The following is a 23,098-nucleotide window of genomic DNA, read 5'->3' as shown; positions in this document are numbered from 1 at the left end:
CTGTCCGGAAATGCGTAAAAAAAGCGAAAGGATCAGACGATGGGCATGCTGGTGGATGGCGTCTGGAAAGATGTCTGGTACGACACCAAGGCGAGCAAGGGGCATTTCCAACGCTCCGCCTCGCAATTCCGCAACTGGCTGACGGCGGATGGCAGTGCTGGTCCGAGCGGCAAGGCAGGGTTCAAGGCGGAGGCTGACCGTTACCATCTTTATGTCTCGCTCGCCTGTCCCTGGGCGCATCGCACGCTGATCTTTCGCAAGCTGAAAAAGCTGGAAAACCTCATTTCCGTTTCCGTCGTGCATCCGCTGATGCTGGAACATGGCTGGAGCTTTGGCAGTTTCGAGGGAGCAACCGGCGACAGCCTGTTCGGTCTCGACTATCTCTGGCAGATTTATACGAAGGCCGATCCGCACTATTCAGGCCGCGTCACCGTGCCCGTTCTCTGGGACAAGGCGCAGGGCACCATCGTCTCGAATGAATCGGCGGAGATCATCCGCATGTTCAACAGCGCCTTTGACGGGCTGACCGGCTCCGGGGACGATTTCTACCCCGAGCCCCTGCGCGACGAAATCGATGCACTGAATGCCAGAATCTACGATGCCGTGAACAACGGCGTCTACAAGGCCGGCTTCGCCACCACGCAGGAAGCCTATGAAAGCGCCGTGACCCCGCTCTTTGCCATGCTGGATGAGTTGGAGACGCGGCTTTCCACCCGCCGCTATCTGTTCGGCGCAACACTGACGGAGGCGGATTGGCGGCTCTTCACCACGCTCATTCGCTTCGATGCCGTCTATGTCGGCCATTTCAAATGCAATATCCGCCGCATTGCCGATTATCCGGCGCTCGCCGCCTATCTCCGGGATCTCTATCAGCATGAGGGCGTGGCGGAGACGGTGAACTTCACCCATATCAAGACGCATTATTATGGCAGCCACAAAACCATCAACCCCACCGGGGTCATTCCCGTTGGTCCCGCCCTCGATCTGGAAAGTCCGCATGGGCGCGAGACGCTGTAATCACCAGATTTCCGCATAAGGCCCGCCCGCGGCAAGCTCCGCCAGCCGCCGCCGGGTGGCGGGCGTCACCCCGTCCGGCAGGGCGTCGAGGGGAAAGAAGCCGCTTTCGGCGATCTCGCGATCGGGACGTTTCGGCTCCGTCTGGCGCACCTCGACCCGGTAGAAAGCGACATGATCGCGGTTGCTGGCGCTGGTGTTGAGGTAGAGATTGAGAAGCCGGGGCGTGCCTTCCATGACGAGATTGCCCTCTTCCCGCAATTCCTTGGAGAGCGCCTGAAGCAGCGTTTCGCCGCGCTCGACCCCGCCGCCCGGCAGATACCAGCCGGGAAGATAGGTGTGCCGCACCAGAAAAATCCGGCCCTTTGCATCGAAACAGGCTGCCCGCACACCCAACGTCATGCCGCGTGAGAGCGCAAAATAGGCATGCAGCAGCCGAATCACGCGCTTTTTGAAGGAACCGATGGGTTCATCTTTGAATTGTGACTGCATCCGGCTTGCTGGCCTCATGAGTGTTGTTTTCAGAGCATCATGCGAGTGATCCTGCTTTCACTTGGATCACTTTATGCCAAGGCATCGACGATGCTAACGCATCCTCGCCTTGAAAGAATTTCGAATATCTCAAATGCATCAGGGGCTTGAGATATTCGAAAAGGGAATACGAAGTGTCATTTTCAATGACTTTTCGTATTATGCTCTATATCCACTCTTGAACGCCCGCCAGACGATCCGCTTCAAAATCATAACTCCAAGGCAAAAGGCCGAATGTTCACACTTGCGCATATTTCCGACATTCATCTCGGTCCCCTGCCCTCGCTGACCTTTCGTGAGCTCGCCTCCAAGCGCATCACCGGCTATGTGAACTGGCACCGCAATCGCCGCAAGCACATGGTCTCCAACACGCTGGACATGCTGGTAGCGGATATGAAGGCCAAGACACCGGATCACACGGCGGTCACCGGCGATCTCGTCAATCTCGCCTCAGGGCTGGAAATCAAGAAGGCCGCTGAATGGCTGCGCGACCTGGGCGACCCGCTGCATACTTCGGTGGTGCCGGGCAATCATGATGCCTATGTGCCGGGGGCGCATGAAAAGGCCATGCAGGCCTGGTATGATTATGTGCGGGGCGATGACGATCCTGCCGAATGGCGCAAGGATTTCAAGCTATGGCCGACCTTTCGCCGCCGTGGTCAGGTGGCGCTGATCGGCTGCTCCACCTCGCTTGCCACGCCGCCCTTTTCGGCTGGCGGCTTTTTCAGCGCCCGTCAGGCGCGCGAAACCGCGCAACTGCTGAAAAAAGCCGGAGAAGATGGGCTTTTCCGCGTGGTCATGATCCACCACCCGCCCATTCGCGGCGCCGCCGCGCAGCACAAGCGGATGATCGGCATCCGACGCTTTGCCGCCGCCATTTCACTGGGCGGTGCAGAACTCGTGCTGCACGGCCACACCCATCTCAACACACTGAACTGGATTGAAAAAGGCGGCAGGCGCGTACCGGTGATCGGCATTGCCTCGGCCAGCCAGGGCGCGGGCGGCAAGAAGCCGATTGCGGCCTATAATCTCTTCCATATTTCCGGCAGTCAGGGCGATTGGAGCCTGGATTGGGAGCGCCACGCGCTTTCTCGGGAAGGCACCGCCGTGACGATCAGCCACAAGCAGGCGCTGCTGGGATAAAACGCGTCACGCGCTTTGGAAGACGAGACGGCCGTTTTCGACGGAAAGCCAATCGGCGTTTTCCCGCCCCCTGCGATTGTTGAAAATCGTCCATTCAGGCTGCCCCTGCGCCGTGCAAAAGGAGTGCAGCCTCAACCCGTCATCCAGTGTCACAGCCAGTTCCGGCAGGCGGCCCGAAAGCTCCACCTCGGAAATCGCACGACCGACGAAGCCTTTCACTGTCTGAAGCCAAAGCTTTTCGTCATCTCCGCTGCCGCAAATGATGGACGTCTGATCCTCGACGCGCCAGTCCCCCTGGATCATCACGGTCACGCTGCCATGCGGCTCGCCCGGCTCGCCATTGCGCCGCTTGCTCGCCACCAACGTCCCGATTTCCAGAAAAATGGCTGAACCATAACCGCGCCAGACATGGGAAATACCCTGACCGAGCAAGGCTGCACGGAAATCCTCAAAGCTCTTCAACACATGGCTCCCAGAAACAATCCCGGGCGGCAAATCGCCGCCCGGGACGCTTTTACATCCGTCAGGCTTTACTTGACCTTGCGCTCTTCAAGAACCCGGTTCGCAGCAGAGACAATGGCCTCCAGCGATGCCGTAACGATGTTCTTGTTGATGCCAGCGCCAAACAGCGTGCCGCCCGGATAATCGAGCTGGACATAGGCAATAGCCGCGGCGTTGGAGCCATGCTGCAGCGAGTGTTCGGAATAATCGCGCACCGACACTTCGAAGCCGAGATAGGCCGAGAGGGCATCCACGAAACCGTCGATCGGGCCAGTGCCCTTGCCTTCGATGCGCTTCACCTCACCCTTGTCGGTGATTTCGGCGGCGACGATGCGCTGCCCCTTCACCGCCGTATCGGGATAAGTGTGGTGGTCCACGAACTTCAGCGGCGCATTCGGCTGATCGATATAGCGCTCGATAAAGCGCTCATAGATGCGCCTGGACGGGAGTTCCACGCCCTCTTCGTCGGTGATGCGCTGGATATCCTCGCGGAACTCCACCTGCAACGGGCGCGGCAGGTTCAGGCCGTAATCCTGCTGCAGGACATAGGCGATACCACCCTTGCCGGACTGCGAATTGATGCGGATGATCGCCTCGTAGGAACGGCCCACATCCTGCGGGTCGATGGGCAGATAAGGCACTTCCCAGACCGGGGAATTGGCCTTCTTGATCGCCTTCATGCCCTTGTTGATCGCGTCCTGGTGCGAGCCGGAGAAGGCCGTGTAGACCAGTTCGCCGACATAGGGGTGACGCTCGGGGATCGCCATTTCATTGGCGTATTCGTAGACTTCCTTGATCCGCTCGATGTTCGAGCAGTCCAGCTCAGGGTCCAGGCCCTGGGTATACATGTTGAGCGCCAGCGTCACCACATCGACATTGCCGGTGCGCTCGCCATTGCCGAACAGCGTGCCTTCCACGCGATCCGCGCCGGCCATCAGGCCGAGTTCGGTGGCGGCGATGCCGGTGCCGCGGTCATTATGCGGATGCAGCGAAATGATCACGTTTTCGCGGTTATCGATATTGCGGCACATCCATTCGATCTGGTCGGCATAGATATTGGGCGTTGCCATTTCCACGGTGGACGGCAGGTTGAGGATCAACTTGTTGTCCGCCGTCGGCTTCACTTCGGCAATCACGGCATTGCAGATGTCCAGCGCCACCTCAAGCTCCGTGCCGGTAAAGCTTTCCGGCGAATATTCGAAACGGTAGCCGCCGCCAGCCTTGGCGGCCATATCGGTAATCATTTTCGCAGCATCGACGGCGATCTGCCGGATGCCCGCCACATCCTTGCCGAACACGACGCGGCGCTGCAATTCGGACGTGGAATTGTAGAAATGGATGATCGGCTGATGCGCGCCTTCCAGCGCCTCGAAGGTGCGGGTGATCAGTTCGGGACGGCACTGCACCAGAACCTGCAAGGAGACATCGTCCGGCACATTGCCCTGCTCTACGCACCAGCGGGCAAAATCGAAATCCGTCTGCGAGGCGGAGGGAAAGCCGATCTCGATTTCCTTGAAACCCATTTCCAGCAGGAGCTGGAACATGCGGGCCTTGCGGTCATGGCCCATGGGATTGACCAGCGACTGGTTGCCGTCACGCAGGTCGACCGAGCACCAGATGGGGGCCTTGGTGATGGCCTTCGAAGGCCAGGTGCGGTCGGGAATATCGACCTGCGGATAGGGGCGGTATTTCACCGAGGCGTCAGCCATGCCCTTTGCGCTCGTCTGGCTGCTGGCGGCGGATTTGGCGGCGGCGGAGTGAGTGCTCATCTTGCGTCTCTTCTCGTGCTGAATTCGTCCGGCTTATAGCCGATGCAACGCGCGTTGCGATAGACGAATCTGCCCTTTTCGGGCGTATTTCAGGATTTACGGGTGGCTTTCGAGGAGCATTTCCGCCTGACGGCAAACCGGCCGCCGGGCGCCCCTCAACGGACCCGGCAACCGCCAGTAAGGCCGAGAAGAAGAAGCGAGGAAAGAGCAACGGCATCACGGCCCGCCGAGATCGGCAGGTGCTGATGGAAACCAGCAAAGGATGCGCTCAAAGTCTTCATGATCAAAGCCTATAGCCGCGCGAATGGACGGTTGCAAGCGGGAAAAGCGGCAGTTTCCCATAAAGCCGTGCATTTCCTGCCTACGAGGTCTGCAAGATTGGCGGACGAAACCCTGCCAATTTCAGCTATGAGTGATGTTCTGCATCACGACCAGCAGCGATCCCCCAAGCCCCGATTGATCTTATGCCGCCCGTACTTTCCCTTATGCCGAAAACCGCCCAGAAAAAGGGCGATCTCCTGATGTTTGCCGCCGCCTTCCTGGCGGGCACCGGCTGGCTCTTTTCCGCCAAGGCGGTGCTCAGCCTGCCGCCCATTCTGTTCATTTCGCTGCGTTTTCTATCGGCAGGGCTTTTGCTGGGCATTTTCGGCGGCATTCATCCGTCGCGGCAGGTTATGCAGGCCGCGCTCAAGCTCATGCCAGCGGCCCTTGCCCTGTCGCTGTCGATGATGGCCTGGATCACCGGCCTGCAGCATACGCATAATGCAGGGGTCGGCGCCTTCATCACCGCCTGCGGCAATCTGCTGGCGCCTGTCTTCGGGCTGATCATCTACCGCTGGCCCGTCACCTCCAGCATGTGGGGCTCGATTGCGCTGGCCATGTTCGGGCTGGGCTTTCTGTTTCTCAACCCCGATTCGCATGTCGATCCCGGCCATATCTGGTTTGCCATTGCCGCCTGCTGCTGGGCGATCAGCGTCACGCTGGGACGCCGCCATTCCGCCAATTATGGCGCCCTGGCTGTCAGCGCCATCCAGTTGACCATGACGGGCCTGATCTGCCTGCCGGTGGCGCTGGCGCTCGATCCCCTGCCCCACACGATGATCCCGCTCTCCAGCCTGCTGTGGGTTGCCGGCAGCGTGGTGTTTGCCACATGCCTGCGCTTTCTGGCGCAGCTCAGGGGAAATGTGCTGGTGGGAACCGCAAGAGCGGGCGTCATCATGTGCCTGGAGCCGGTCTGGGCCATGCTGTTTGCCATGACATTTCTGGGCGCCAGCCTCACCTTCATGCAAGGCATTGGCTGCGCTATTATCATGAGCGCCATTCTGTTTCAGGTTGCCCTGCCGGTGGTCACGGCCAAGCTCAGGCCTGTTGGCAGAGTATGAATCAAGAAGGGCGGCCTCCCATAGCGTTTTAGGCAGGCCGCCCTTCTTCATTGCTATCACCCGGCAATCAGATGTCCGACTGCGTTTCGACGATGCGGCTGACGAGGCCGTATTCCTTGGCTTCCTCGGCGGAAAGCCAGTAATCGCGGTCGATGTCCTTGGCGATCTTGTCTTCCGACTGGCCGGTGGCCTTGGAGAAGATCTTGATCAGCCGCTTGTTCATCTTGATGATTTCCTTGGCCTGGATTTCGATATCCGAAGCCATGCCGCGCGTGCCGCCAGACGGTTGGTGCAGCAGGAAGCGGGTGTTTGGCAGGCAGATACGGCGTTCCTTCGGCACCGATACATAGATCAGCGCACCGGCGGAGGCGACCCAGCCCGTGCCGATGATCCAGACCTTCGGCTTGATGAACTTGATCATGTCATGGATGGAATCACCCGATTCCACATGGCCGCCCGGCGAGTTCACATAGACGCGGATATCCTCATCCGATGCAGCCGCCAGCGCCACGAGCTGGGTGCAGACCTTCTGCGCCAGTTCCATGGTGATGCCGCCATAGATGAAGATCGAACGCGACTTGAAAAGATTCGCTTCCGTTTCCTTGCCGAGGGGCAGTTCCTTGCTCTTGTCGTCGTCTTCTTCGTTCATCCGGCAATTCCTCGCTTGCGTTTCTCTCACCCGCACATAGTGCGTCTCAAGGTCTAAAACAATGACAGAAAAAGACAAGCACGGAAGCGGTGAACAGGAGGTTGACCGCACAGGTAGAAAACCCACCCACAGGAAATCGATAGTAACTTATTTAGCAATCTCTGCTATATCTATGTTTGACGGGTGCAACGCAGACTTTTTTGGGGCCTTCCCCCGCAAACCACCGCAGAAAGGCAATGCACCTGCCCTTGCCGTCTTGCCGCCTTTTCCTGATCGGGCATAAAACGGCAAATACCCCTATGATTTTAGGGTTTTTTATCAAGCTTGCTGTAGGGAAGCCGTATCGGTCCGCCGTCAGCCTGCTCAGGATCGGGAAAAGCGGAGCCTTCTGCTTCCAGGAAGGCTTGTCTGACATGGAGTGTTCATGCCGCATCGCGTGCGTCTTGCCGAAATCATAAAGGCCCTCAGCCGCGCGCTCGACATGACGGAGGGCCAGCCACCGGGCCATTGCATCGGCTGCTGCCATATCGGCACGGCGATCGGGCACAGCCTCGGGCTTGGCGAAACTGAACTGCGCGACCTCTATTACACGCTGATGCTGAAGGATCTGGGCTGTACCAGCAATGCGGCCCGCATCTGCCAGATCTATGAAACGGATGACATTCGCTTCAAGCGCAATTTCAAGCTGGTGGATGGCAGCCTGGCGGAGGTGCTGCGTTTTCTGGTCCGTAACACAGCCGCCGAGGCCGGTCCTGTTCGCAGGGCTAAACGCCTGCTGCAAGCGATGAAGAATGGCGCTGAAAACACGGTGGAACTGATCCGCACCCGCTGCGAAAACGGTGCTGACATTGCGCGGCAGATGCGTTTTTCCGATGACGTGGCTGCAGGGATTCGCGATCTCGATGAGCATTTCGATGGCTCCGGCCATCCGCTCGGCAAGGTGGGAGAGACCATCCATCTCTTTGCCCGGATCGCCCTTCTGGCCCAGGTGGTCGAGGTGTTCTTCCACGAGCATGGTCCGCAGGCCGCAGTGGACGAAATCGGCAGGCGTCGCGGCACCTGGTTCGATCCGCAGGTGGTGGATGCCTTCATGAAAGTGGCGGCAAACACCCGCTTCTGGCAGGATCTCGCCTCGCCGGAACTTGAAGAGATCGTGCTGGGCAGTGAGCCGGGCCATCAGGCCATCATGGCGGATGAGGATTATCTGGACGATATCGCGCTCGGCTTTGCCCGGGTCATCGACGCCAAGAGCCCCTATACCTCCGGCCACAGCAGCCGGGTGGCGGCCTTTACCGATCTCATTGCCGAACAGATGGGGCTGACCGAGGCCCGCCGCCGCCGCCTGAAGCGCGCTGCCCTGCTGCATGATATCGGCAAGCTCGGCGTCAGCAACAGCGTGCTGGACAAGCCCGGCCCGCTGAACCAGGACGAATGGCAGGCCATGCGCCGCCATGCGGAGTTTTCCGAGGAGATCCTGTCGCATATCGCGGCCTTCGCCGATATCGCCGCCATGGGCGGCGCCCATCACGAAAGGCTGGATGGCAAGGGCTATCCGCGCGGGCTGAAAGGCGCAGAGATCAATCTCGACACCCGCATCCTCTCAACGGCGGATGTTTTCGATGCGCTGACCGCCGACCGCCCCTACCGCGCTGCCCTGCCCGTAACGGAAGCGCTGACGCTGCTGTGGCGGGATGCCGGGCTTGCGCTGGATCCCGCCTGCATTTCCGCGCTGGAGCGAGGCCTACAACAGCAGGATCAGCTTCGCGGCTTCACGTTTTCCGGGTCGTAGAGCGGCTTGTAGCCGACGGCAACGACTTCCACCGGATAGGTCTCGGTGAAATATTCCACATTCAGCTTCCGGCCCACCTCACAATAGTCCTGCGGCAGATAGGCAAGCGCGATATTCTTGCCGATCGTCGGGCCGTAAGCGACAGAAGTGGTGTAGGAGCGCCGGCCCAGGCTATCCACCAGCACCTCGCCGGTTGCCGGATCGACCACCGGCATGGAGCCGACCGGATAACGCTTCACACCATGGGAATCGGTGTTTTCCGTCATCACCAGCGTGCAGAGCATGGCAGGCTGCCGGTCCCGCGCCTTATATTCCAGATGCTTGGCCTTGCCGCGGAAATCCGCCTCCTTGACCTTCGGGCGGGCAAGGTCGGCTTCCAGCAGGTTATACTGGGTGAGAAGATCGGCATTCTGCAAACGCAGCGATTTTTCCATGCGCCGCGAATTGGCATAGGTTTCCACGCCCACGGCAATAGCGCCAGTGGAGCGCAGCGCATCCCAGACGGCAAGGCCGTCCTCATATTTCATATGCAGTTCCCAGCCCTGCTCGCCCACATAGGAAATGCGGAAGGCGGTGACGGATTTGCCGGCAATCTCGATGGGCTTGATGGCGGCAAAGGCGAAGTTTTCAGGATCGAGCCCTGCCGGATCGGCCACGATGGTCTTCAGCTTCTCGCGGGCATTCGGACCCCAGATGCCGATGGTCACGTATTTTTCCGAGACATCGGTGACGGTGACGTCGAAGCCCTTATCCTCGGCCACGCGCTTCACATAATGAAAGTCACGCGGACCGGCATCGGCGCCGTCGATGATGCGGCAGCGGTCGGCCATGCGGATCACGGTGAGGTCGGCGCGCACCATGCCCTCGTCATCGAGGAAATGGGTGTAGATGCCCTTGCCGATATTGGCATCGCCGCCGATCTTGGCGGCGCAGAGCCATTCCATCAGTTCCACATGGTCCGGGCCTTCGACGTCGAAAATGTAGAAGTGGCTGAGATTGATGATGCCGCAATCTTCCGACAGCGCCAGATGCTCGGCATTGGAGACCCGCCAGAAATGGCGGCTGTCCCACTCGTTCTCGCGCACCGGCACGCGGTCAGCGTATTTTTCCAGAAGATGCTCATTGGCCTTGTAGCCATGGGCACGCTCCCAGCCGCCAAGCTCCATGAAATAGCCGCCCAGTTCCACTTCCCGCTCATAGAAAGGCGAACGCTTGGCATTGCGGCCAGAGGCATAGGGCTCCCGCGGATGCACCGCCGGAAAATAGATCTTCTGCGCCGCTTCATAGCAGCGGCCTTGAATAAACTTTTCTTCCAGCTGATGTGGGTAGAAGCGGGAATAATCGATGGAGGCGTGGTCGATTTCCGTGCGGCCATCGGTCAGCCAGTCGGCAATCAGCTTGCCATAGCCGGGACCGTCCTTCACCCAGATGGCGACGCAATACCACAGCCCGCGCACCTTCTGGCTTTCGCCGACGGAAGGGCCACCGGCAGCAGAGACCTGCAACAGGCCGTTGAAACTATGGCCCTCATTATAGCCCAGCTCGCCAAGGATCGGCGTAAGTTCGATGGCCTTTTCCAGCGGGCCGATGATCTGGTCCATTTCCAGGTCGCGCTGCGAAGGCGAGAGGCGTGCCTCGTGCTTCTCCAGAAGCTCGCGCGGATGACACAGGCGCGGATTGTCGGTTTCGTAATAGCCCCACTCGATCTGGCCGCCCTCGGTGGTCTTCGGATCGCCGGTGTCGCGCATATAGGCGGAGTTGCCCTGGTCGCGCAGCAGCGGATAGCCGATTTCCTTGCCCGTGCCTTCAAACTCGTTATAGGGGCCGAAGAAGGTCAGCGGGTGATCGACCGGCATGACGGGCAGATCCTCGCCAACCATTTCGGCGATCAGACGGCCCCAGAGACCGGCGCAGACGATGACATGATCCGCCTCGATGGTGCCGCGATGGGTGACGACACCCTTGATGCGGCCGCCCTCGACGATCAGCGACTTGGCGGGCGTATTGGCGAAGACCTTGAGCTTGCCGGATTTTTCGCCCGCATCCACCAGCTTGCCCGCCACCGTCTGCGAGCGCGGAATGACAAGACCCGCATCGGGATCGAACATGCCGCCCATGACCTGATCCTGCTCGATCAGCGGGAACTTCGCCTTGATCTCTTCCGGCGTCACCAGATGGGCGCGGGTGCCGAAGGCGCGCGCCGATGTGACCTTGCGGCGGATTTCCTCCATCCAGGTTTCATCGCCGGTGCGGGCCACTTCCAGCCCGCCGATCCGGGCGTAATGGCCCATCTTCTCGAAGAAATCGATGGAATATTGCGTCGTCCAGACCGACAGATAGTCGTGGCTGGTGGTGTAACAGAAGTCCGACGCATGCGCCGTGGAGCCGATATCGGTGGGAATGCCCGACTTGTCGATCCCGACAATATCGTCCCAGCCGCGCTCGATCAGATGATGGGCGATGGAGGCGCCGACAATGCCCCCCAGACCGATGATGACGACCTTTGCCTTTGTCGGAAACTCTGCCATGGCCTTTGAAAATCCTGCTCGATGGAAATGAAAGCTGCCGGGAGTTTAGGACGTGGCGCGCGCCGGGAACAGCCTGGATGCGACATTTGTCAAATGCTACACGACCAAACCGCAGAAGCCTTTACGTCCCGCAGAAGGTGCGCAGCACCCGTTCATCCGGCTTGGGCGGCAGCGCCAGATCGGCGTGATCGGGATTATCCTCGTAAGGCCTCGCCAGCGCATCGACCAAGCGGTGGAAGAAGGAAAAATCATCATAGATCGCCGCCGCAATCGCTTCCTCGATGCGGTGATTGCGGGGGATCAATGCCGGGTTGACGGCTTCCATCGCCTTTTGCCGTTCGGCCCCGGTGTGATCCTGGTACAGCCTGCCGCGCCAGCGGGTGATCCAGTCCGACAGCCCTGCGGGATTGCTGAAGAGCGCAATCAGGGTCTGCACATCGGCACCGCCCGCGAGCTTGGAGAGCGCCCGGAAGGTGAGCGTGAAATCCGCCTCGCCCTGATGCATCAGCGACAGGAAATCGTTGATCAGCGCAGGATCATCCGCCTCCTCCCCCTGCAGGCCCAGCTTGGCGCGGAAATTCGTGAGCCAATGGCTTTGGAATGTCTCTCCAAAAGCCTTTAGCGCGGCATTGGCGTCCTCCACCGCCTGCTCCTCGCCGCCTTCGAACAGCGGCAGCAGGCATTCCACCAGCCGCGCCAGGTTCCACTGGCCGATGCCCGGCTGGTTGGCATAGGCATAGCGCCCCTGCCGGTCGATGGAGGAAAACACCTTGCGCGGATCATATTCATCCAGAAAGGCGCAGGGGCCGAAATCGATGGTTTCACCGGACACGGTCATATTGTCGGTATTCATCACGCCATGGATGAAGCCCAGCGACAGCCAGCGGGCAATCAGCGCCGCCTGCCGCGCCGAGATGGCCTTGAACAGGGCAAGAGCCCGGTTTTCCACCGTCTTCAGGTCCGGATAATGCCGCTCGATAACGTGATCGGACAGCAGCCACAGTCCTTCCTCATCGCCCCGGGCCGCAAAGAACTGGAAGGTGCCGACCCGGATATGGCTGGAGGCCACGCGGGCAAACACCGCGCCCGGCAGCACGGTTTCGCGGATCACCGGCTCGCCGCTCGCAACCGCCGCCAGCGCCCGGGTGGTGGGCACGCCCAGCGCATACATGGCTTCGGACACGATATATTCCCTGAGCACTGGTCCCAGCGCCGCGCGGCCATCGCCATTGCGGGAAAAGGGCGTCGGCCCTGCCCCCTTCAACTGGATATCGCGGCGCTGGCCATGGCGATCCACCACCTCGCCCAGAAGCAGCGCCCGGCCATCGCCCAGCTGCGGCACGAAATTGCCGAACTGGTGACCGGCATAGGCCATGGCAAGCGGCTCGGCCCCTTCGGGCAGGCGGTTGCCGGAAAAGATCTCGGCAAGCCGCCCCTGATCAGCGGGATCGAGATCCAGCCCCAGTTCTTCGGCAAGACGCCCGTTATAGCGGATCAGCCTTGGCGCCTTGACGGGCGTGGGCAGCAGGGAGGCATGGAAACGGTCCGGCAGGCGGGCGTAATGATTGTCGAATGCCATGGTGGTCTCCCTTTTTATTCCTGATGATATGGGACATGGGCAGGCTTATGGACAAGCCTTGCTGCGCTGCAAATTTCCATGGACAGGAAAAAACCTCTTACGATAATCTCACCAATGACATAAACAGACGGCGGCGGGACCGAACCCGGACGCCACAGTTGACCAAACAGAGGGACTCTCACTTATGTTCAAACGCCTTTCGCTTGCCGCCCTTGCCTTTGCAAGCGCTGCTGCCCCGGCCTTCGCCCATCTCGATCCGCTGGCCCATGGCTCCGTCATGGCAGGATTGTCGCATCCGCTGACCGGCGCTGACCATATCCTTGCCATGGTGGCTGTCGGCCTCTGGGCCTCGCAGCAGGGCGGCAAGGCGCTGATCGCCGTGCCCGCCGCCTTTGTCGGCACCATGGCCGTCGGCTTCCTGCTGGCGCTGGCGGGTGTGCACCTGCCCTTCGTCGAGCCTGCCATTCTCGCCTCGGTCATGGGTCTGGGCCTGCTGGTCGCCACTGCCGTGCGGCTGCCGGTCATTGGCGCTGCTGCCGTTGTCGGCCTGTTTGCCCTCTTCCACGGCCATGCCCATGGCACGGAACTGGCAGGCGCCGGGGCGCTTGAATTCGGCGTGGGCTTCCTGATCGCCACTGCTTTCCTGCATGCGGCAGGCATCGGCCTTGGCCTCGCGCTCAACCGTTTCGGCCCCTCCGTCACCCGCGCGCTTGGCCTTGCCACAGCCGTTGGCGGCGCGGCGCTGATGTTCGGTTGATCAGGTCCATCGGCAAATGAATGAAGGGCGGGCGCAAACCCGCCCTTTTTGTTACGCATTTGTAATTTGGCTGACCTCGAAACGCCACGATCTGCTTCCTAAGTCGAATGTAGAATTTCGACAGGAGAGGCTCATGTCGCCCGAAGAACGCCAGTTACTGACCCAGCTTTTCGACCGCCTGCGTCAGGCAGGCAATGGCCCGCGAGACCGCGAGGCCGAAGATCTGATTGCCGCTGAAATGCAGCGGCAACCGCATGCGCCCTATGTGATGGCGCAGGCTGTCATCATTCAGGAAAAGGGACTTGAAGCCGCCACAGCGCGCATTCGCGAACTGGAGGAAAGGGTCCGCGAGCTCGAGGAACGCGCCCAGCCCGCCCCACAACAGCAGGGCGGCAGCTTCCTTGGCGGCCTCAGTTCCATTTTTGGCGGCGGCAATGCGGGCCAGCCTCCTGCACCGGCCCGGCAATCCGGCCCATGGGGCCAGCCCGGCAATTCCAGCGGCAGGCTTTATGATGATTATGCCCGCAATGCCCCCGCCCCGCAGATGGCTTCCCAGCAGTCCGGTCCCTGGGGTGGGCCGGCCACGCAGGCAGGCTGGGCGCAACCGGCCGCAGCGCCCGCAGGCGGCGGCTTCCTGCGTGGCGCGCTGACCACAGCGGCTGGCGTTGCCGGCGGCGTGCTGGTGGCAGATGCCGTGCGCGACCTCTTTACCACCCACAATCCCGGTTTCGGCAACATGCTGGGCGCAGGTGGACAGGTAGCGCAGCCGGTGGAGGAAACCATCGTCAACAACAATACCTATTACATCAACGATAACGGCAGTAATGATGATCGCAACACCGCCGGAAATGACGATAACGGCTTTCAGCAGGCCGATTACGACAACAGCGCCGATGATGGCTATGATGACAGCGATTTCGGCAGCGGCGACGACTCAAGCTTCGCCTGACAGACCATAAAAGCGCCGGGAAACCGGCGCTCTGGAAAAGGCACGACAGAGGTTGCGGATCAGCCGCGCCCGCGATAGGTCGGCACGCCCTGATCCGGCAGCCACACACCCTTCGGCGCCTCACCCGTCTGCCAGAAGACATCGATGGGAATGCCACCGCGCGGATACCAGTAGGCCCCTATGCGCAACCATTTCGGGGCGAGCAGGTCCACCAGACGCTTGGCGATATAAACGGAGCAATCCTCGTGGAAGGCGCCGTGATTGCGGAAAGAGGTGAGAAACAGCTTCAGCGCCTTGGATTCCACCAGCCAGTCACCGGGAATGTAATCGATGACGATATGGGCGAAATCCGGCTGGCCGGTCATGGGGCACAACGAGGTGAATTCCGGCGCGGTAAAGCGCACCACATAATCGGTTCCGGCATTGCTGTTCGGCACTTTTTCCAGCACCGCCGTTTCGGGGCTCGTCGGGGCTTCCACCTGGCTTCCCAGCATGGACAGGCCGGATACATCGGTCTTGCTCATGGTCTTATCCTTCAACCTTCACGCCCACGCCATGGGCCTTTTCGCTCTCGGGCTCCACATGGATGGTCACCCGCGCGCCGGGCTGGGCCTTCTTTATCGCAGCCTCCAGCCGGTCGCAAATCTCATGCGCCGCGCCGACCGGCATGGCGGAGGGCACGACGAGATCAAAGCCGACAAAGGTGGCGGCACCGGCGCGGCGGGTGCGCAGATAATGCACGCCGATGGAGCCCGTGGCGTTTTCGGAAATCGCCTGCTTGATCGCCTCTTCCTCCTCCGGCTCCACCGCCTTGTCCATCAGGCCCGCAACGGAATGGGAAATCACCTTCCAGCCCTGATAGATGATGTTGCACGCCACGAGAATGGCCAGCAGCGGATCGAGAATGGCGTAGCCCGTCAGCACCACCAGCACTAGCCCCACCAGAACGCCGATGGAGGTGACGACATCCGACAGGATGTGCTGTCCATCCGCCGTCAGCGCCGGAGACCGATGCTTGCGACCCTCCCGGATCAAAAGCTGCGCCCAGACGAGATTGACGACACCAGCGGCGAAATTGATGGCAAGGCCCAGCACCGGCGCTTCAAGCGGCTGCGGACTTTCCAGCGCCGGAACCGCCTCCTTGATGATCAACAGCGCTGCGATCACGATCAGCACGCCTTCGAGCACGGCGGAAATATATTCGGCCTTGTGATGGCCATAGGGATGATCCTCATCCGCCGGCTTCTGCGCATAGCGAATGACGAAATAGGCAATGAAGGCCGCCACGACATTGACGGTCGATTCCAGCCCGTCCGACAACAGCGCCACCGAGCCCGTCACCCACCAGGCCAGCAGCTTCAGCCCTAAAACGCCGAAAGACAGCGGAATGCCCCAAAAGGCGAGTTTCTTGACAATCGGATCCTGGTCGGACATCGGCCACTCCTGCTCTTGCGAACCACTTGCAGAATTTTCGCCGTAAAAACGGCAAAACCGCCCGGCCCCCAGCGGGGTTCGGACGGTTCATGCGGTCCATATGCTGAAAAATGGCCGCCCTGTCAAACCGCAAAAACGGTTCGTTCAGAGCTTACAGAAAGAATATTAGCACTTCATTGCATTTCCAGCCAAGCACGCCTCACCGGAAATCCAAAGGCTGAATTTGCCCATCGACCACCAGCAGCCGGCCATCCTGGCTTCCCCACCAAAGTCGCCCGCGGCCCGCCTGCACAGCAATCGGGCAATAGGCGGCGAGAACGATACGGCGTCTGTGCTCCATGGCAGTCTTGTCCCAGCCGCGGACATACACATGCAAAATACCCTCATCCTTCTGAGGATATTCGACGTATCCGACAACGCCTTGCGCATGCCACACCTCAAGCAGGATCATCTCGTCGCGGCAGGCAATGTCCGGAGGTGTGCTGGTCAGGTCGTCTGCATCCACGGACGAGGCGGCGGACGCCACGAGGAGCGCCGCCACCGTGAAACGCGTTTTCACGCCGCCTTTTCCTTCACCTTGCGGGAAAGCTTCGAGACGACGTTTTCGATCATTCGCATGCCCGCATCCTGACCGAGCGTCATGATGGATTCCGGGTGGAACTGCACGGCAGCCACCGGCTCCCTGGCGTGTTCGATGCCCATGATCGTACCATCCTCGCTTTCGGCGGTTATGATGAAATCGCGCGGCAGGGTGGAGGGATCGGCGAAGATCGAGTGATAGCGACCGACCGTCACCTCCTTGGCCAGGCCGGAAAACACCACGCCCGGTTCCAGCACGCGAATGCGGGAAGGCTTGCCATGCATCGGCACGGCCAGTTGCCGCAATTGCCCGCCATAGGCCTCCGCCAGCGCCTGAAGACCGAGGCAGACGCCGAAGATCGGCAGCTTGCGGTCCCGTGCCTTCTTGATCGTCGCCTTGCAATCGAAATCGGAGGGCGAGCCCGGTCCGGGCGAGAGCACGACGAGGTCGGGATTGAGCCGGTCGAACACCTCTTCCGGCACCGGCGTGCGCACCGTGCTGACAGTTGCGCCCGTCTGGCGGAAATAGTTGGCGAGCGTGTGGACGAAGCTGTCTTCGTGATCCACCAGCAGGATATTGACGCCCTGCCCCACCTGATTGACCCCTGCCTTGCCCACCTTGCTCTCCCCACTTTTCGCATTGCGGATGGCGGCAATCATGGCCGAAGCCTTCAGTTCGGTTTCGGCCTCTTCCTCATGCGGGTCGCTGTCGTTCAGAAGCGTTGCCCCGGCCCGCACTTCGGCGATGCCATCCTTGATGCGCACGGTTCTGAGCGTCAGCCCGGTATTCATGTCGCCGTTGAAGCCCACCATGCCGACGGCGCCGCCATACCAGGCGCGTGGGCTCTTTTCATGGGATTCGATGAAACGCATGGCCCAGAGCTTCGGCGCGCCGGTGACGGTGACCGCCCAGGCATGGGACAGGAAGCCGTCAAAGGCGTCCATGTCGTCGCGCAGACGGCCTTCGATATGGTCAACCGTGTGAATGAGGCGCGAATACATCTCGATCTGACGGCGGCCGATGACCTTCACCGAGCCCGGCTCGCAGACACGGCTCTTGTCGTTGCGGTCGACATCGGAGCACATGGTCAGTTCCGACTCGTCCTTCTTGGAGTTCAGGAGCTTCAGGATCTGCTCGCTGTCGGCGATCGGATCGTCACCACGCTTGATGGTGCCGGAAATCGGGCAGGTTTCGATGCGCCGCCCGGAGACGCGCACGAACATTTCCGGCGAAGCGCCCACCAGATATTCCTGGTTTCCAAGGTTGATGAAGAAGGAATAGGGCGAAGGGTTGATTTCCTTCAGCCGCTTCGAAATGTCGGAAGGCTTGCTTTCGCAGCGCTCCATGAATTTCTGGCCGGGAACCACCTCGAAAAGGTCGCCGCGCCGGAAGCTTTCCTTGGCTTTCACCACCAGTTCGGCATATTCGCCAGGGCGATGATCGCCGCGCGGCGGAATGGCATCGGTATGGCGGAAGGGTTCCGGCGCAATCTCGCCAGCCTTGTCCGCCGTGGTCAGGCCGCCCTTTTCGAAATCATAGCGGTCGATCCAGGCTTTTGCGGAATAGTGGTCCACCACCAGGATTTCATCCGGCAGGAACAGCACCATGTCACGCTGGTCATCCGGCCGCTTCAGCTTGAGATCGATGGCATCGAACTGGAAGGCGAGATCATAGCCGAAGGCACCGAACAGGCCGATGCTGCTATCGGCCTTGGAATAGAAGAGATCGGTGATGGCGCGCAGCACGGTGAACACCGTGGGCGCCTTGGAGCGCTCTTCCTCGGTAAAGACGCGCTCAGGCTGATTGACCGTCAGATCGAGCCGCGTGGGCGTACGATCGCCCAACGTCAGATCAGCCACCGTCTTGAGCTTCTCGGAGATGAAGGAGAGCAGCACTTCGCCGCGGGGATTATAGGCCTCGATCCAGACCTTGCGGCCAAAGCAGGAAATGCCGAGCGGCGGATCGACAATGGCCGTATCCCAACGGGTATAGCGGCCCGGATATTCGTAATTGGAGGAGAAGACCGCCCCGCGCCGCTCGTCGAGTTTTTCGACATAGCTGGAAACGGCATCCTGATAGGGCGTTGCGCGACGCTGCCGCGAAACCGTGATCCCGCCCCGGGTTTCGTAGATCTCGCTGTCGTCGTCTTTGACTATCGTTACCATGTCGTCTCTCCTCCAAGGGCTGTATTAGAGTATTTCCCTGAAATACTCTAAATCTTTGTTTTTTCGCATTTCCGGACGGAAAACCGGTTCCCACTTCTCCTGGAAATGCTTTTGGCAGGCCCTGAACACAAAAAAGCCGCCTCAGGATTTCCGGGCGGCTTTGGGGTCAATCACTCTTTGGACATGACTGGTCAAGGCCGCGTTAGCGAGCCCACCACCAAGCAATCATGTTCAGAGCGATTTTCATGGCGCTATGCATAACCCGGCGGGCGAAAACGCGCAAGCGGCATTTTGAGGCGCGCAAGGACGGCTCGAAACCATTTCGGCGCTCACGCGTTGCCCGTTGCGGCGTAGATTGAGGATGACGGCATGGAACGGACTGGCTTTCTGATGGTTTTGGGAGGTTTTTTCCTGCTGGGGGCAGCGCTGCCACCGGTAGGCCCCATGCCGGAACAGCGGCCCGGTGAAAAATCCGGGCAGGAAAGCAACCGCGCCCCTCAAACCCCGGAGGCCCCACAAGCGGCTGAGGAAAAAGTCGCCCCACCGGCAAACCCGCCCGTGCCGGAGCCGAAACCGGCAACGCCCCCTTCTGCTGTAGAGGAAGGCAAGCCCGCTGAGCCCGCTGAGCAGGGGGAAGATGCCAAGCCCGAGGCCCCACCGCCGCCGCCACCAATCATGACGGAAGATCCCGCCGCCTATCAGCAATGCCTGACGGATCTGAAAGCCGAGGGTGCCGTATTCGAACCGAAGCCACGCATCGATGATGGCAATGGCTGCGGCATCGACAAGCCGGTGGAGGTCACCCGCATTCTGCCTGAGGTTACGCTGGAGCCAAAGGCGACACTGCGCTGCGAGGCCGCGCTGGAGCTTTCCCGCTGGCTGAAAACCGTCGCCATCCCCGCCGCCGATCAGGCCTTGCCGGACAAGGGACGCCTGAAGACGGTGCATCAGGCCTCCTCCTATATCTGCCGCAACCGCAACAGTCAGGCGACGGGCAAGATGTCCGAACACGCCCGCGGCAATGCCATAGACATCGCCGGCTTCACCTTCGAAGGCGGCGAGGTGCCGATGAAGATCGTGCCGGACAGCGACCCCACCCTTCCCGGCGCTTTCCAGCGCACGCTGAATGCGTCTGCCTGCCTCTATTTCACCACGGTGCTGGCGCCCGGAAGCGACGAGACCCATAAGGATCATCTTCATCTCGACCTGATCAAGCGGCGCAATGAATATCGCGTCTGTCAGGACGCCGATTAGCAGACAAAAAACACAACCAAAAATGAGTATATGGAAAGCCAGGCTTTTGAAGCATCCTCATCTGCAAGAACGTAAAACATGACTGATTTTGTATGTTTTCTTGCGCAATATGGACAGAAACCGCGGAAAACGGACAGCCTGACGTTGAACTTTAGACGACACCCCTCCCCTTTATCGGGAGAAATTGCTATTCTGTTTTCACTGCCCTTGGCGAAAGGGAGTGCAGCCATTAAAAGCTGGCTTATAAGTTTAAGCTTCTATCAAAACAACAGCGCTAACGGTGGATCCAGGCACTCATACGCAAGGAATTTAAGTTTACCATAATATACGGAAGAATTTTTATTACCTACAATAATGGGGGGTCAAACCCTTTGCAGAAGCAGGCGAATTTGCTACCCCTACCTTATCACGATCGGCAGCGTCACCTTCCATGACAACCATGTATTGGCCATCATCGACCAGCACCACTCTGACGGCTGCGAAGACGCGGGCCGACTGCATGGCCATGCTGCGCGAGGTGGCTGACAGCTTCGGTCTTCAGCATGCCTCGATCACGCTGACGCCTGGCCCGGCGGATGTCTATCTGGGGCCGCTGGTGCTGGAAAGCACGTTGCCTGCCGATTTTGCCCGCGAATTCGACCGGCATCAATTCGTGCGGCAATGTCCGATCATTCCCAAGCTGGCCGCTTCCATCGTACCCTATATCTGGTGTCTTCACGATACGGAGGAATCCGGGCTTGCGGAAAACTGGCCAGCGGACATGAAGGCGCTGATGATGCGCTACAGGCTGGTGACCGGCGCGCTCTTTCCCTTTACCTCGCTCGATACGCGCCGTTATCTGGTGCGGCTGGATGGTGATCGCGAGCGGTTGACCCAGCGGGAGGTCAACGATCTTAGCATGCTGTCGCTGGCGATTTTCGACCAGTACGACCGGTTGCGCCGCACCGAGCTTGCCCACGCCGAAACGCTTTCCGCGCGAGAACTTGAGGTTGCACGCTGGACAGCCCAGGGCAAGACCTCCGTGGAGATCGGCCAGATCCTGTCTTTGTCCGATCATACCGTAAATGCCTATTTAACGAGCGCCATGAAGAAGCTGGATTGCGTAAACCGCACACAATTGGTAGCAAAAGCCATTCGGCTGAAGTTGATCGATTGAACGTGCCCCCGCTTCAGCCACCGTCAACAGCGGAGGCAGGCCTTGAGCTTCATCATCCAGGAGATTAACCATAGGTTGCCGGAAGCGTGCGACACGATGGGCCTGACGGAAAAGGACGTGATGGATCTCGTCCAGACCTTCCAGCTCTGCGGCTTCTGGAGGATCGACATCGATCGCGGGCATTTTTTCGCGACCGAGAATTTCTATCGTCTGTTCGAGGTCGAACCGCAATCCGGCCCGCTCAACATCAAGGCGCTGGCCGAACGCATCCATCCCGATGACCGGGACATGCTGCTGGAAACCTATCAGCGCGCCTGCAGCACCGGTGAGACCTACCAGAATATCCACCGGCTCATCACCCGCTGCGGCTGCACGAAATTCATCCGGGTGATCGGACGCTTTCGCGCCACCGGGCAGGGTTCAGGAGAACTCCAGGGCATTATCCATGAAATCCTGCCGCAAGTCCCCACCGCCACCTTTCTCAGGAAAGCTGACGGAGAGCCTTCAGACGCCGTTCGGGCCTGAGACGCCTTATACGAAGAATCATTGAAAATGACTCTTCGTATTCCTTTTTCGAATATCTCAAGCCTCTGACGCAATTGAGATATTCGAAATTCCTTCAAGGCGAGGATGCGTGAGCATCTTCGAGCCTTGGTATTAAACGTCAACGCTCCAGCACCGAGCGCAGTTCCACCATGTTCGAGCGGACCCTAAGGATATAGAAGCCCATGGTCGAGAGGTGGTTGGGCATGATGATGCCATCCTCGCTGCCGTTGGAGATGATGGCCGGCTGAATACGCAGGGCCGCTTCCATCTGCTTTTCCATCTCGGTCCAGATGGCCGTCAGGTTACGCTCGCGGATGACATCGCCGAAATCGGCGCGGGCAGCCTGGAAAAGTGCGTATTGGGCGTAAAGCTGACCATAGGCAAACCAGAAGCGGTCATCCGCCCGGGTATCGAACCAACCGGCATTGTGGTCTTCGGAGCGGCGGCGCAGGATATCGGAGGTATTGCCGAGATCGTTGGCGGCGCGGTCCATCAATTGCACGAGGTTGTCGGCGCGGGCATCGAAGACGGCCTTGCAGGTTTCCAGATCCGAATTGAACCGGCGCCAGCTGCGGATGGCGGCACGGTAATAGCTCGGCGTCGGCGTTTTGAAGCCAAAGGGATTGGCGCCGAAATACCAGGTAAATTCATCGAACTGAATGTTGCCGCGCGCATCCTGAAGATCGCTGTTGATGCCTGAGGTGCCACGCACGCGGCCAAGATTATCGGCGAGCTCGATGGCCACGCGGCGCGCCACCTGGTTCACCCCGCGCTGGAAGGAGGCCTTGTTGTCGAAGAAGGGCGTATCGTCCCAATCCAGCCCGAAAAAGCCGAGCTTGTAGAGGAGCGTCGAGGAAACCCAGATGTTCTGGTTGACATTCATGTCGGTGAGGTCGGCCACCGTTGTGACGATGGCGGAGTTCTGGCAACTGCCGGGCTTGTCGGCAATCTGCTGTCCAGCGGCCACCTTGCGATCGGCGAAGCCATAGGATTTGGCAAATTCCGGGTCGAAGCCGTACCAGACCTGGGTGCGCCAGAGAAACTGGCCGTAAGCCGCAATCAGCACCAGAACGACAGCGGAGACGGCCAGACGGAAGATCAGGCTTTTCTTGCCAGCTTCGCTGTGCCGCGCCCGGAAAGGCCAGGAGACCGCGATATAGGCCAGTTCCGCAGAGCGGCGCAGTGCGGCCACAAGCCGCCTGAAAAACGCTGACAGCCAGTTCATCCTCGCATTTCTCCTCTTTCATCGTCACAGCGCGGCAATCGTTGCAGGTCGCACATTGTTCCACTCAGAGATATGACCGCACCGGTGACAAGACAATAACAGCCCGGAACAAAAGCGCAGGCTGCCGCCAATCGCGCCGACGCCACC

General features: G+C 60.0%; 20 protein-coding genes. 9 read left to right on the top strand and 11 right to left on the bottom strand.

Features of this window, described 5'->3' with window-relative positions:
• Positions 1-39 precede the first annotated feature (39 nt).
• Positions 40-1,017 (top strand): glutathione S-transferase family protein, encoded by a 978-nt coding sequence (locus QO005_RS03985; protein WP_307156693.1) that lies wholly within the window; start codon positions 40-42, stop codon positions 1,015-1,017.
• On the opposite strand, the gene QO005_RS03980 is transcribed toward QO005_RS03985, so the two are convergent.
• Positions 1,018-1,506 (bottom strand): NUDIX domain-containing protein, encoded by a 489-nt coding sequence (locus QO005_RS03980; protein WP_307156692.1) that lies wholly within the window; start codon positions 1,504-1,506, stop codon positions 1,018-1,020. It abuts the gene before it with no gap.
• A 273-nt stretch (positions 1,507-1,779) separates the two neighbouring features.
• Between QO005_RS03980 and QO005_RS03975 the strand changes: the two genes are divergently transcribed.
• Entirely contained in the window at positions 1,780-2,688 is a 909-nt protein-coding gene (locus tag QO005_RS03975; RefSeq protein WP_307156691.1) for a metallophosphoesterase family protein, read from the top strand.
• A gap of 6 nt (positions 2,689-2,694) precedes the next feature.
• On the opposite strand, the gene QO005_RS03970 is transcribed toward QO005_RS03975, so the two are convergent.
• Both QO005_RS03970 and leuA read right to left on the bottom strand, forming a co-directional pair.
• Positions 2,695-3,150, bottom strand: coding sequence for a hypothetical protein (locus QO005_RS03970; RefSeq protein WP_307156690.1), 456 nt, complete (start codon positions 3,148-3,150; stop codon positions 2,695-2,697).
• Positions 3,151-3,218: 68 nt separating this feature from the next.
• Positions 3,219-4,958, bottom strand: coding sequence for a 2-isopropylmalate synthase (gene leuA, locus QO005_RS03965; protein ID WP_307156689.1), 1,740 nt, complete (start codon positions 4,956-4,958; stop codon positions 3,219-3,221).
• Positions 4,959-5,422: 464 nt separating this feature from the next.
• On the opposite strand from leuA, the gene QO005_RS03960 reads away from it, so the two are divergent.
• On the top strand, positions 5,423-6,340 hold the full coding sequence (locus tag QO005_RS03960; RefSeq protein ID WP_307156688.1) for a DMT family transporter: 918 nt from the start codon (positions 5,423-5,425) through the stop codon (positions 6,338-6,340).
• 67 nt (positions 6,341-6,407) lie between these two features.
• On the opposite strand, the gene QO005_RS03955 is transcribed toward QO005_RS03960, so the two are convergent.
• Complete coding sequence (locus tag QO005_RS03955; RefSeq protein WP_307156687.1) at positions 6,408-6,989, bottom strand: ATP-dependent Clp protease proteolytic subunit; 582 nt, start codon at positions 6,987-6,989, stop codon at positions 6,408-6,410.
• A 424-nt stretch (positions 6,990-7,413) separates the two neighbouring features.
• Between QO005_RS03955 and QO005_RS03950 the strand changes: the two genes are divergently transcribed.
• Positions 7,414-8,778, top strand: coding sequence for an HD-GYP domain-containing protein (locus tag QO005_RS03950; protein WP_307156686.1), 1,365 nt, complete (start codon positions 7,414-7,416; stop codon positions 8,776-8,778).
• Here QO005_RS03950 and QO005_RS03945 read toward each other — a convergent pair.
• Positions 8,745-11,306 (bottom strand): GcvT family protein, encoded by a 2,562-nt coding sequence (locus QO005_RS03945; RefSeq protein WP_307156685.1) that lies wholly within the window; start codon positions 11,304-11,306, stop codon positions 8,745-8,747. The genes QO005_RS03950 and QO005_RS03945 overlap by 34 nt on opposite strands.
• 121 nt (positions 11,307-11,427) lie before the next feature.
• Positions 11,428-12,915 carry a protein adenylyltransferase SelO gene (locus tag QO005_RS03940; protein WP_370878005.1) on the bottom strand — a complete coding sequence of 496 codons (1,488 nt, stop codon included), beginning with the start codon at positions 12,913-12,915 and terminating at the stop codon, positions 11,428-11,430.
• Positions 12,916-13,069: 154 nt separating this feature from the next.
• On the opposite strand from QO005_RS03940, the gene QO005_RS03935 reads away from it, so the two are divergent.
• Positions 13,070-13,642 carry a HupE/UreJ family protein gene (locus QO005_RS03935; protein WP_307156683.1) on the top strand — a complete coding sequence of 191 codons (573 nt, stop codon included), beginning with the start codon at positions 13,070-13,072 and terminating at the stop codon, positions 13,640-13,642.
• A gap of 133 nt (positions 13,643-13,775) precedes the next feature.
• Positions 13,776-14,591: a DUF2076 domain-containing protein gene (locus QO005_RS03930; protein WP_307156682.1), complete on the top strand. Its 816-nt coding sequence runs from the start codon at positions 13,776-13,778 to the stop codon at positions 14,589-14,591.
• Between the two features lie 59 nt (positions 14,592-14,650).
• Here QO005_RS03930 and queF read toward each other — a convergent pair whose 3' ends face one another.
• From queF to QO005_RS03910, 4 genes are all read right to left on the bottom strand, one after another.
• Positions 14,651-15,115, bottom strand: a complete 465-nt coding sequence (gene queF / locus QO005_RS03925; RefSeq protein WP_027488768.1) for a preQ(1) synthase — start codon at positions 15,113-15,115, stop codon at positions 14,651-14,653.
• A 4-nt stretch (positions 15,116-15,119) separates the two neighbouring features.
• Positions 15,120-16,025, bottom strand: a complete 906-nt coding sequence (locus QO005_RS03920) for a cation diffusion facilitator family transporter (RefSeq protein WP_307156681.1) — start codon at positions 16,023-16,025, stop codon at positions 15,120-15,122.
• A gap of 199 nt (positions 16,026-16,224) precedes the next feature.
• The gene (locus tag QO005_RS03915) at positions 16,225-16,584 is read right to left on the bottom strand and encodes a hypothetical protein (protein WP_307156680.1); all 360 of its coding nucleotides are present in this window, start codon (positions 16,582-16,584) and stop codon (positions 16,225-16,227) included.
• A complete protein-coding gene (locus QO005_RS03910) occupies positions 16,581-18,770 on the bottom strand; it encodes an anthranilate synthase (RefSeq protein WP_307156679.1) in 2,190 nt (729 codons plus the stop codon). The genes QO005_RS03915 and QO005_RS03910 overlap by 4 nt, the downstream gene beginning before the upstream one ends.
• Before the next feature lie 369 nt (positions 18,771-19,139).
• On the opposite strand from QO005_RS03910, the gene QO005_RS03905 reads away from it, so the two are divergent.
• From QO005_RS03905 to QO005_RS03895, 3 genes are all read left to right on the top strand, one after another.
• Positions 19,140-20,024: an extensin-like domain-containing protein gene (locus QO005_RS03905; protein WP_307156678.1), complete on the top strand. Its 885-nt coding sequence runs from the start codon at positions 19,140-19,142 to the stop codon at positions 20,022-20,024.
• A gap of 430 nt (positions 20,025-20,454) precedes the next feature.
• Positions 20,455-21,180, top strand: coding sequence for a helix-turn-helix transcriptional regulator (locus QO005_RS03900; RefSeq protein WP_307156677.1), 726 nt, complete (start codon positions 20,455-20,457; stop codon positions 21,178-21,180).
• 42 nt (positions 21,181-21,222) lie between these two features.
• Positions 21,223-21,705, top strand: a complete 483-nt coding sequence (locus QO005_RS03895) for a PAS domain-containing protein (RefSeq protein ID WP_307156676.1) — start codon at positions 21,223-21,225, stop codon at positions 21,703-21,705.
• Positions 21,706-21,844: 139 nt separating this feature from the next.
• On the opposite strand, the gene QO005_RS03890 is transcribed toward QO005_RS03895, so the two are convergent.
• The gene (locus QO005_RS03890) at positions 21,845-22,951 is read right to left on the bottom strand and encodes a DUF2333 family protein (RefSeq protein WP_307156675.1); all 1,107 of its coding nucleotides are present in this window, start codon (positions 22,949-22,951) and stop codon (positions 21,845-21,847) included.
• Positions 22,952-23,098 lie beyond the last annotated feature (147 nt).

Origin of the sequence: Allorhizobium paknamense, from assembly GCF_030815125.1 — a bacterium.
Taxonomy (GTDB): Bacteria; Pseudomonadota; Alphaproteobacteria; order Rhizobiales; family Rhizobiaceae; genus Allorhizobium; species Allorhizobium paknamense.
This window is presented reverse-complemented; position numbering and strand designations above follow the sequence as displayed.

Excerpts from the sequence above, each read along its gene's own strand:
- QO005_RS03905 (WP_307156678.1), top strand. The coding sequence starts at position 19,140 with ATGGAACGGACTGGCTTTCTGATGGTTTTGGGAGGTTTTTTCCTGCTG.
- QO005_RS03960 (WP_307156688.1), top strand. The coding sequence starts at position 5,423 with ATGCCGCCCGTACTTTCCCTTATGCCGAAAACCGCCCAGAAAAAGGGC.
- QO005_RS03950 (WP_307156686.1), top strand. The coding sequence starts at position 7,414 with ATGCCGCATCGCGTGCGTCTTGCCGAAATCATAAAGGCCCTCAGCCGC.
- QO005_RS03920 (WP_307156681.1), bottom strand. The coding sequence starts at position 16,025 with ATGTCCGACCAGGATCCGATTGTCAAGAAACTCGCCTTTTGGGGCATT.
- QO005_RS03985 (WP_307156693.1), top strand. The coding sequence starts at position 40 with ATGGGCATGCTGGTGGATGGCGTCTGGAAAGATGTCTGGTACGACACC.
- QO005_RS03975 (WP_307156691.1), top strand. The coding sequence starts at position 1,780 with ATGTTCACACTTGCGCATATTTCCGACATTCATCTCGGTCCCCTGCCC.
- QO005_RS03945 (WP_307156685.1), bottom strand. The coding sequence starts at position 11,306 with ATGGCAGAGTTTCCGACAAAGGCAAAGGTCGTCATCATCGGTCTGGGG.
- QO005_RS03900 (WP_307156677.1), top strand. The coding sequence starts at position 20,455 with ATGACAACCATGTATTGGCCATCATCGACCAGCACCACTCTGACGGCT.
- QO005_RS03930 (WP_307156682.1), top strand. The coding sequence starts at position 13,776 with ATGTCGCCCGAAGAACGCCAGTTACTGACCCAGCTTTTCGACCGCCTG.
- QO005_RS03890 (WP_307156675.1), bottom strand. The coding sequence starts at position 22,951 with ATGAACTGGCTGTCAGCGTTTTTCAGGCGGCTTGTGGCCGCACTGCGC.
- QO005_RS03955 (WP_307156687.1), bottom strand. The coding sequence starts at position 6,989 with ATGAACGAAGAAGACGACGACAAGAGCAAGGAACTGCCCCTCGGCAAG.
- QO005_RS03935 (WP_307156683.1), top strand. The coding sequence starts at position 13,070 with ATGTTCAAACGCCTTTCGCTTGCCGCCCTTGCCTTTGCAAGCGCTGCT.
- QO005_RS03980 (WP_307156692.1), bottom strand. The coding sequence starts at position 1,506 with ATGCAGTCACAATTCAAAGATGAACCCATCGGTTCCTTCAAAAAGCGC.
- queF (WP_027488768.1), bottom strand. The coding sequence starts at position 15,115 with ATGAGCAAGACCGATGTATCCGGCCTGTCCATGCTGGGAAGCCAGGTG.
- leuA (WP_307156689.1), bottom strand. The coding sequence starts at position 4,958 with ATGAGCACTCACTCCGCCGCCGCCAAATCCGCCGCCAGCAGCCAGACG.
- QO005_RS03910 (WP_307156679.1), bottom strand. The coding sequence starts at position 18,770 with ATGGTAACGATAGTCAAAGACGACGACAGCGAGATCTACGAAACCCGG.